Consider the following 7,662-nt stretch of genomic DNA (forward strand, 5'->3'; position numbering starts at 1 on the left):
AGAAAATGAAAAAGATATTTGTATATATATTCCTTCTGGCAGGCATTTTTACTGCTTGTGAGGATGATTTAAATGTGAAGCCAATAGACCCAAATTTGGTATTTGGTGATGAGGTGTACTCAACGCTTGAAGGCTATAAGCAAGTTTTAGCTAAAATTTATGGTAGCTATAATGTTTCTGGTCAGTATGGTGATGATAACGAGAGTGATTTATCAACAATTGAGGATGGTGGTATGTCTGCGTACCTTCGTAATTATTGGAATTTCCAGACTTTACCAACTGGAGAAGCAATGAATGCATGGAACGATGGTGGTTTAGTGGCGATTCAAAACGGTGTTTGGTCAGCTGATAACCAATTTGTTGCAGGTATGTTTTATCGCCTTTATTATATGATCTCATTAACCAATGAGTTCTTAAGAGAATCTTCAGGTGGTTCTGTTGTTGATGCTAATCCAGAAGCGATTAAGCAGATGAGAGCTGAGGCAAAACTAGTAAGAGCAATTGCCTACTATCATGGAATTGATTTGTTTGGAAAAATGGCCATTATTGAGGAAAACTCAAGTGAGGCTTATCCTACACCAACTCCAAGGCCTGAGTTGTTTAGCTGGATAGTATCTCAGTTAGAAGATGAGATTATTCCTGATTTACCAGCAGCTGCAACTGCTAGTTATGGACAAATGGATGCTGGAACAGCTTATATGGTGCTTGCCAAAATGTATATCAATGCTGTAAACTTTTCTGGAGTAGAAAATCCCGTACAGGGAAAGTCGAGTTATGATGAGGTTGTGAAGTATACAGAAATGGTGAATGCAGCTTATTCGTTGGAATCAAATTATCGTAAATTGTTTTCTACTGATAATGATGCTGCTGAAGGGATTATTTTTGGGTTAGCTTTAGATGCTTCTAAGACACAAGGTTTTTCGGCTTCACAGTATATTATGTCTGCTGGAACAAATGGTGCACTAAGTAATCATGTTGGCATTCCTTCAAGTGCTTGGGGCGGTAACCATGCAACTCGATCTGTTTATGATAAGTTTACAATGCGTCCAGGTGGTGATGTACGTGGAGCAACTCAAAATATTGAAGAAACGCTTGATCACACTACTACTATGGTAATTAATGCTGGCCTAGATATGGATAACCCATTGGATTATACGCAAGGTGTTAATGTTACTAAGTTTAAAAACAGAACTAGTGCTGGTGCTGATGGTTCTGATCCTTATTTTGTTGATACAGATTTTCCTATGTTTAGATTGGCAGATTCATATTTAATGTATGCAGAAGCAGTAGTTAGAGGGGGAAATGGAACTATGGCAAAAGCTGTTGAGTACGTTAATGATGTTATTGAGAGAGGTTATGGAGATGATAATAATAATATCATTGAAGCAGAATTAACCCTTGATTTTCTTTTAGAGGAAAGAGGGCGCGAGTTCTATTGGGAAGGTTATCGTCGTCAGGATTTAATTCGCTTTGGTAAATTTACTTCGGGTGATTATTTGTGGCAGTGGAAAGGTGGTGTTCAAGATGGGCGTGCATTAGATGCTCATAGAAATGTTTACCCAATACCATCTTCTGAATTGGCTGCTAATCCGAACGCAGAGCAAAATGATAATTATTAATATCTAATGAAAGGAACTATGAAATCATTAAATAAAATATTCTTGTTTTTTGCAATCAGTATGATGGTTGTTTCATCCTGCTCAGAAGATAAGGAGTATGCAAAAATTATGAATCCGGATGAGGTTGATGCTCCATCTGTAACAGCCCCTTCTGAAGGTGAAGAATTTGTTTTGTCATTAGATGACAAAGATGAGTTAGCTATGATAATTCGTTGGGATAAATCAGATTTTGGTATTGATATTAAGATGGATTTTTCTGTTGATATTGATGTGAAAGATGGTGATTTTACAATGCCAATTAATCTTGCGTTGACTACAAGTGATTCATTAGCTTTAACTCAAGAAGAATTGAATAAAAAGCTTCTTGAATTAGGCTTATCACCGGGTCAAAGTGCAGATTTTGATATTAGAGTTAAGTCAACTGTAAATTATCAAATAGAAGATAAAATAAGTGAAATTGTTACAGTTAGTGGTACTCCTTACTCAACGATTTTCCCATCAATTTACATGATTGGAGCTGGAGTTGGTGGCTGGGATCCCGCTTTGGCTGTTGAAGTTGCAGCTACTGAAGAGCCTAAGAAATATTATACCAAAGCGTATTTTATTGCTGAAGGAGATGCTAATTTTAGATTCTTCACAAATCCTGATTGGGGTTCTACATTGGGTGGATGGGATGTTTTCCCGAACTATCCAATAGAGTTCTTACAACCTAAGGAAGGTGATGGAGATCCAAATTTTGAATTTATTGGGACAACAGGTTGGTATGAATTGTGGGTAGATGAAGGTACTGGTACCATTCAGATGAAAGCGACAACAGAACCTTGGTTATACCTAACAGGTGATGCGACTCATGGTTGGGGATGGGATGATCCAACGAAAATCAAATGGGTTGGTCACGAAATCTGGGAAGGTGACGTTACTTTTAATAAGGATGGATATTTCCGACTGTTTGAACAAGCTGATTGGGGTCCTGTTGGATATGGTCATGATATTATAACAACATATAATGAGACTTATATTATAATTGCTGAAGGGCATGGAGATCCAAACTGGCAATTTATTGCTAGTACAGGTAGTTATCATGTGCTTGTTAATAAGCGTACAGGGACATTCTCTATTACTGCTAATTAATAGTTCGAGTAATATGTAATCAAATAGAAAGCCGCCCATTGTGGCGGCTTCTTTGTAATAATGTCATTTGTATAATGAAAAAATTGCTTACTTATTTTTTTCTTTCTATTTGTGTTCTAATGAAGCCTTCTTCCCAAGTTCTCTTACAAGGCTTTTATTGGGATGTGCCAGTAGATGCTGAAAATAAATCTGGACATTGGTATGATCATTTAAGTGAGAAAGTTGATTATTTAAACGAAATTGGTATTACCGGTATCTGGTGTCCGCCGCCTTCAAAAGGAAACTGGGGTATCTACGATATGGGATACGGCATCTACGATCATTATGATTTGGGTGAGATAAATCAGAATGGAACTGTAAGTACTCGCTTTGGTACCAGAGATCAACTCAATGGATTAATTAATACTGCACATAAAAACGATATAGAGGTGTATGCTGATGTGGTGTTAAATCATATGTATTCGTTTCAGAACAAAGATCTTGAGCCTAATCCAGTTTTAAAAAGTTATTTCAATACAAGAACAAAAGCACAAAGCGGTTATCCTGTTAATGAGGTCAAGTATCTGGTGGATGTACAAGCCAATCAAACCATAAAAATTCACATATCTAATCCATCAAATTATGATACGAAGAGTTTTTATCGCTTAAAGATTGATAAGCAAGCCAGCATGGAAAATGCGACTAAGAAATTTCATCCTATAACCAATAATAATAGTCCATTTGGATATTGGGAAGGTCGAGTTGATGAAGAGCTTATTATCACGTATAAGGTTTATCAGGAGGAGTTTGAGGAAATATGGCTGCAACTAGAAGTGTTGAACGAAGATATGCAATGGGGTGATCAAACAAGTGGATTGTGTATTTCCGAAATAACAGATTATAATGGTAATTCTTTAGATTGGTCAGTTTGTACTTATACAGGTATTAAGCCCCTTTCTAATCAAATATCATGGAATTATAAAAGCTTCCATCCTTCCACGTTTAATGCTTACCTGCAAAACTATCCCGATACGGGAGGAATCGTTGAGAATTCTAAACTCTTTGGACATGACTTTGACCACGATAATGAGCAAGTTCAGAAACAATTAATTGAATGGGGAAATTGGCTAATGAACGATGTGGGATACGACGGTGCACGTCTCGATTTTGTGAATGGTATTAAGCCAGGATTTATTAATCAGTGGGGACATGAGGTGATTTCAGATAGTACCTTTTGTGTTGCTGAGTTTTTTACAAATTCTAAAGAACAAATTATTGAATGGAACAAGGCTATTAATAAAGGCTTAAGTACTCAAATAAAATCCTTTGACTTCCCATTAAAGAAGTTATTAACTGAAATGGCAAATGGTAAAGGTGCCGATTTTGATATGACAAGGCTTGTTGGTGCTAGTCTTGGTGCTGATTTGCCCATTGATAATGTTGTTAGTTTTGTTGAAAATCATGATACGGGTAAGGAGCATGATAAGTGGATTACAAAAGATTGGCACATGGCTTATTCGTACATTTTATTTGCTGAACCAACACCTTGTGTTTTTTATTCGCACTTATTCCCTACTACACAATATGATTATCACACAAAAACAGATTCGGTAAAATGTGACGATACTCTGCCAGAGTTAATTGAACGCGCCTTAAAAGTACGGAATGTACTAAATGGCAAGGAAGTTGTTATGTCATCGCTTTGTGATGCTAATACATATGTATCGCACCGAAAGGGCGAACACAATTATAATGGTGGTTTTTTGGTGATAAATAACAATGAAAATAACACGCAATCTATAATTGATTTAAGTGATTGCGGTTTTAATATAGAAGAGGTTGATTTTATAGATGCCTTGCATCCTGATCGAAAGCTAAAGGCTGTTAATCAGTTGCTGTATACTAACAATTTACCTCGTAATGCATCCATTTGGATGACAGTGTCAGATTATAAGAAAATATTTAAATAGATATGTTATGGTGAAAAATTACTTTTTGGCATTACTTCTTTTATTCGTCCATCAGTATTTTGCTGGACAGGTAGTTAGTTCCAACCCTGCAATACCTTTGGAAACCGAGTCGGTTGTAATTACTTTTTACGCTGATAAAGGGAATATGGGTTTAAAAGACTATACGGGAGATGTATATGCACATACAGGTGTGATTACAGATAAAAGTACAGGTAGTAGCGATTGGAAATATGCACCTACATGGGGAGATAATGATGCCAAATACAAATTAGTTAGAACAGGAACTAACTCCTATCAATTAACAATTTCAGATAATATTAGATCGTATTATGGAGTTGCTGAGGGCGAAGTGATTGAAAAGATGGCATTTGTGTTTAGGAGTGCTGATAATAGCCGTGAAGGAAAAGATGAGGGCAATAAAGATATATTTGTTGATGTGAGTGATGGAGCAATGTCTCTCACCATTTCTGCTCCTCAAGATCGTAGTTTTCATGATAAAGGATCGAGTGTAGCTGTAGAAGTTAATTCTATACAAAGCACTAGCTTGAAGTTATTTGTAAATGGTGTTGAAGAAGTAAGTACTGCAAATACAGAAATTAATTACACATTGGCTAACCTAAATTTGGATAAGTATGAGTTAAAGGCTGTTGCAAGTAACGGAACTGACGAGATAGAAACCATTACGACTATTTTTGTTAAAGCAGATGTGATAATAGAAGATAGGCCTTTGGGTTTAAAGAGAGGGGTTAATTTACATGATGCTAATTCAGCAACGGTTTTATTATATGCTCCATATAAATCCTATGTTTATTTAATGGGAGACTTCAATAACTGGGAGCCTACTCAATCAAGTATGATGAAACGAGATGGAGACTATTTCTGGTTGAGACTGGAAGGACTTGCAGCTGACACCGAATATGCTTACCAGTTTTGGATGGATGGCAATTTAAAAATTGCTGACCCATACACAAATAAAGTTTTAGATCCGTGGAATGATAAGTATATACCGGAAGAGGTTTATCCAAACCTAAAAGCTTATCCTGAAGGTTTAACCGATAATATTGTAAGTGTATTTAATACGAATGCCGAGAGTTTTAGTTGGGACGCTCATGATTATGTGGCACCGAAAGCCGATGATTTGGTTATTTATGAGATTCTAATACGTGATTTTACCGCTAATAAAGACATAAAAACAATAACGGATACGCTAAGTTATTTAAAACGTTTGGGTATTAATGCTATTGAATTAATGCCTTTTAATGAATTTGAAGGTAACGATAGCTGGGGCTATAATCCGTCATTTTATTTTGCTACTGATAAAGCGTATGGTACAGAAAACGACTACAAGACTTTTATAAATGAGTGTCATAAAAATGGTATAGCAGTAATTATGGATTTGGTGTTAAATCATTCATACAATCAATCACCCCTAGCTCAAATGTATTGGGAAGGCGGCAAGCCATCTGCGATTAATCCATGGTACAATCGAGAGCATAATATGGAAGAGTCTGCAGCTCAATGGGGCAATGATTTCAACCATGAAAGCTCACATACGGAGGAGCTCGTTGATAGTATTTGCTCCTATTGGATGAGTGAATATAAAATTGACGGTTTTCGCTTCGACTTTACTAAAGGATTTACGAATACATCCTATCCAGCTGGGGATTGGGCGAGTGCAAAAGATAATAGCCGTATCACTATCCTTAAACGAATGGCTGATGAGATTTGGAAAATTAATCCTGAAACTTATGTCATATTTGAGCATTTATCAGATAATGATGAGGAGACTATTTTGGCTGATCATGGTATTATGCTTTGGGGAAATGCAAATCATAATTACAATGAAGCAACCATGGGTTATAATGAAAATGGAAAGTCCGATTTATCCTGGACTTCATACATTGAAAGAGGTTGGAGCAATTCAAACTTGATAAGTTACATGGAAAGCCATGACGAAGAACGCTTGATGTATCGGAATTACCAGTATGGAAATATTGAAGGGCAACATAATACAAAGAACAAGAAAACAGCTTTAAAAAGAATGGAAGCAGCTGCTGCAATATTCTTTTCTACTCCCGGACCAAAAATGGTTTGGCAATTTGGTGAATTAGGTTTCGATATGAGTATTAATCGTTGCGAAGATGGAAGTGTTGATGATGGCTGTAGATTATCGAAAAAGCCCCCTGTATGGCAATATAAAGACGAAGAGGAGCGTCAGCATTTGTATGATGTTTATCAACGCTTAATTGAAATGAAAACTCAGGAAGAAGTTTTCACAACAGCTGACTTTGTTATGGATGTAACAGGTGCTGTTAAAAAAGTGGCCTTAAATTTATCTGGTTCAGATGTTAGGACGGTTGCAAATTTTGATATGGAATCAAGGCAAGTGTCGCCTGATTTTAGTGCAACAGGCTGGTGGTATAATGTTATAGCTGGTGATAGTTTATACGTGCAGGATGTTGATATGCAAATTAATTATCAGCCTGGCACCTATGCCATTTATAGTCAGAAGAAGTTAACTGGTTTTGATCCTCACACCAGTGTGGAAGATGAATTGAAAGAGAGTAACTTAAAAGTTTACCCTAATCCATTTACCAATGTATTGACGATTGAGACGGAGATGCCAGGAGTAAAGATAATCGAGGTATTTGCTTTAACAGGTAATCGATTACGAACTTTTGAAATGACGAGTAATACTAAATTAATACACTTAGGTGACTTACCTATAGGGAACTATATTATACGAGTAAGTACTAGTGAGATGGTAAAGTATATTAAACTTTTAAAGCAATAATCGGGGTAGGTGCTCCTACATAAAGAGGGCGTCCAAAAAGTATTTTTGTGAACAAGCAAATTTACAGTTTGTTGTTTTACTTTCGTTTTACCCCTCCAAACCTCCCCTAAAGTGGAGGCTTAAGTCCCCTTCAGGGGATTTAGGGGTAGTAAAAAAGGATATTTGATTA

At 36.5% G+C, this 7,662-nt stretch carries 4 protein-coding genes; all 4 read left to right on the top strand.

Going from position 1 to position 7,662, the window contains the following annotated elements; all coding sequences use genetic code 11:
* Positions 1-5 precede the first annotated feature (5 nt).
* The 4 genes from ACRD7B_RS20690 to ACRD7B_RS20705 all read left to right on the top strand — a co-directional run bounded on the left by ACRD7B_RS20690 (position 6) and on the right by ACRD7B_RS20705 (position 7,493).
* Complete coding sequence (locus ACRD7B_RS20690) at positions 6-1,619, top strand: RagB/SusD family nutrient uptake outer membrane protein (protein WP_430826568.1); 1,614 nt, start codon at positions 6-8, stop codon at positions 1,617-1,619.
* An 18-nt stretch (positions 1,620-1,637) separates the two neighbouring features.
* Complete coding sequence (locus tag ACRD7B_RS20695; protein ID WP_430826569.1) at positions 1,638-2,750, top strand: SusE domain-containing protein; 1,113 nt, start codon at positions 1,638-1,640, stop codon at positions 2,748-2,750.
* 119 nt (positions 2,751-2,869) lie between these two features.
* Positions 2,870-4,699: an alpha-amylase family glycosyl hydrolase gene (locus ACRD7B_RS20700; RefSeq protein ID WP_430826571.1), complete on the top strand. Its 1,830-nt coding sequence runs from the start codon at positions 2,870-2,872 to the stop codon at positions 4,697-4,699.
* A 7-nt stretch (positions 4,700-4,706) separates the two neighbouring features.
* Positions 4,707-7,493 carry an alpha-amylase family glycosyl hydrolase gene (locus ACRD7B_RS20705; protein ID WP_430826572.1) on the top strand — a complete coding sequence of 929 codons (2,787 nt, stop codon included), beginning with the start codon at positions 4,707-4,709 and terminating at the stop codon, positions 7,491-7,493.
* The last annotated feature ends 169 nt before the right edge of the window (positions 7,494-7,662 follow it).

The sequence above is a fragment of the Carboxylicivirga fragile genome (assembly GCF_050589805.1).
Classification (GTDB): Bacteria; Bacteroidota; Bacteroidia; order Bacteroidales; family Marinilabiliaceae; genus Carboxylicivirga; species Carboxylicivirga fragile.

Coding starts and splice junctions, on each gene's coding strand:
- ACRD7B_RS20690 (WP_430826568.1), top strand. CDS start 6: ATGAAAAAGATATTTGTATATATATTCCTTCTGGCAGGCATTTTTACT.
- ACRD7B_RS20695 (WP_430826569.1), top strand. CDS start 1,638: ATGAAATCATTAAATAAAATATTCTTGTTTTTTGCAATCAGTATGATG.
- ACRD7B_RS20700 (WP_430826571.1), top strand. CDS start 2,870: ATGAAGCCTTCTTCCCAAGTTCTCTTACAAGGCTTTTATTGGGATGTG.
- ACRD7B_RS20705 (WP_430826572.1), top strand. CDS start 4,707: ATGGTGAAAAATTACTTTTTGGCATTACTTCTTTTATTCGTCCATCAG.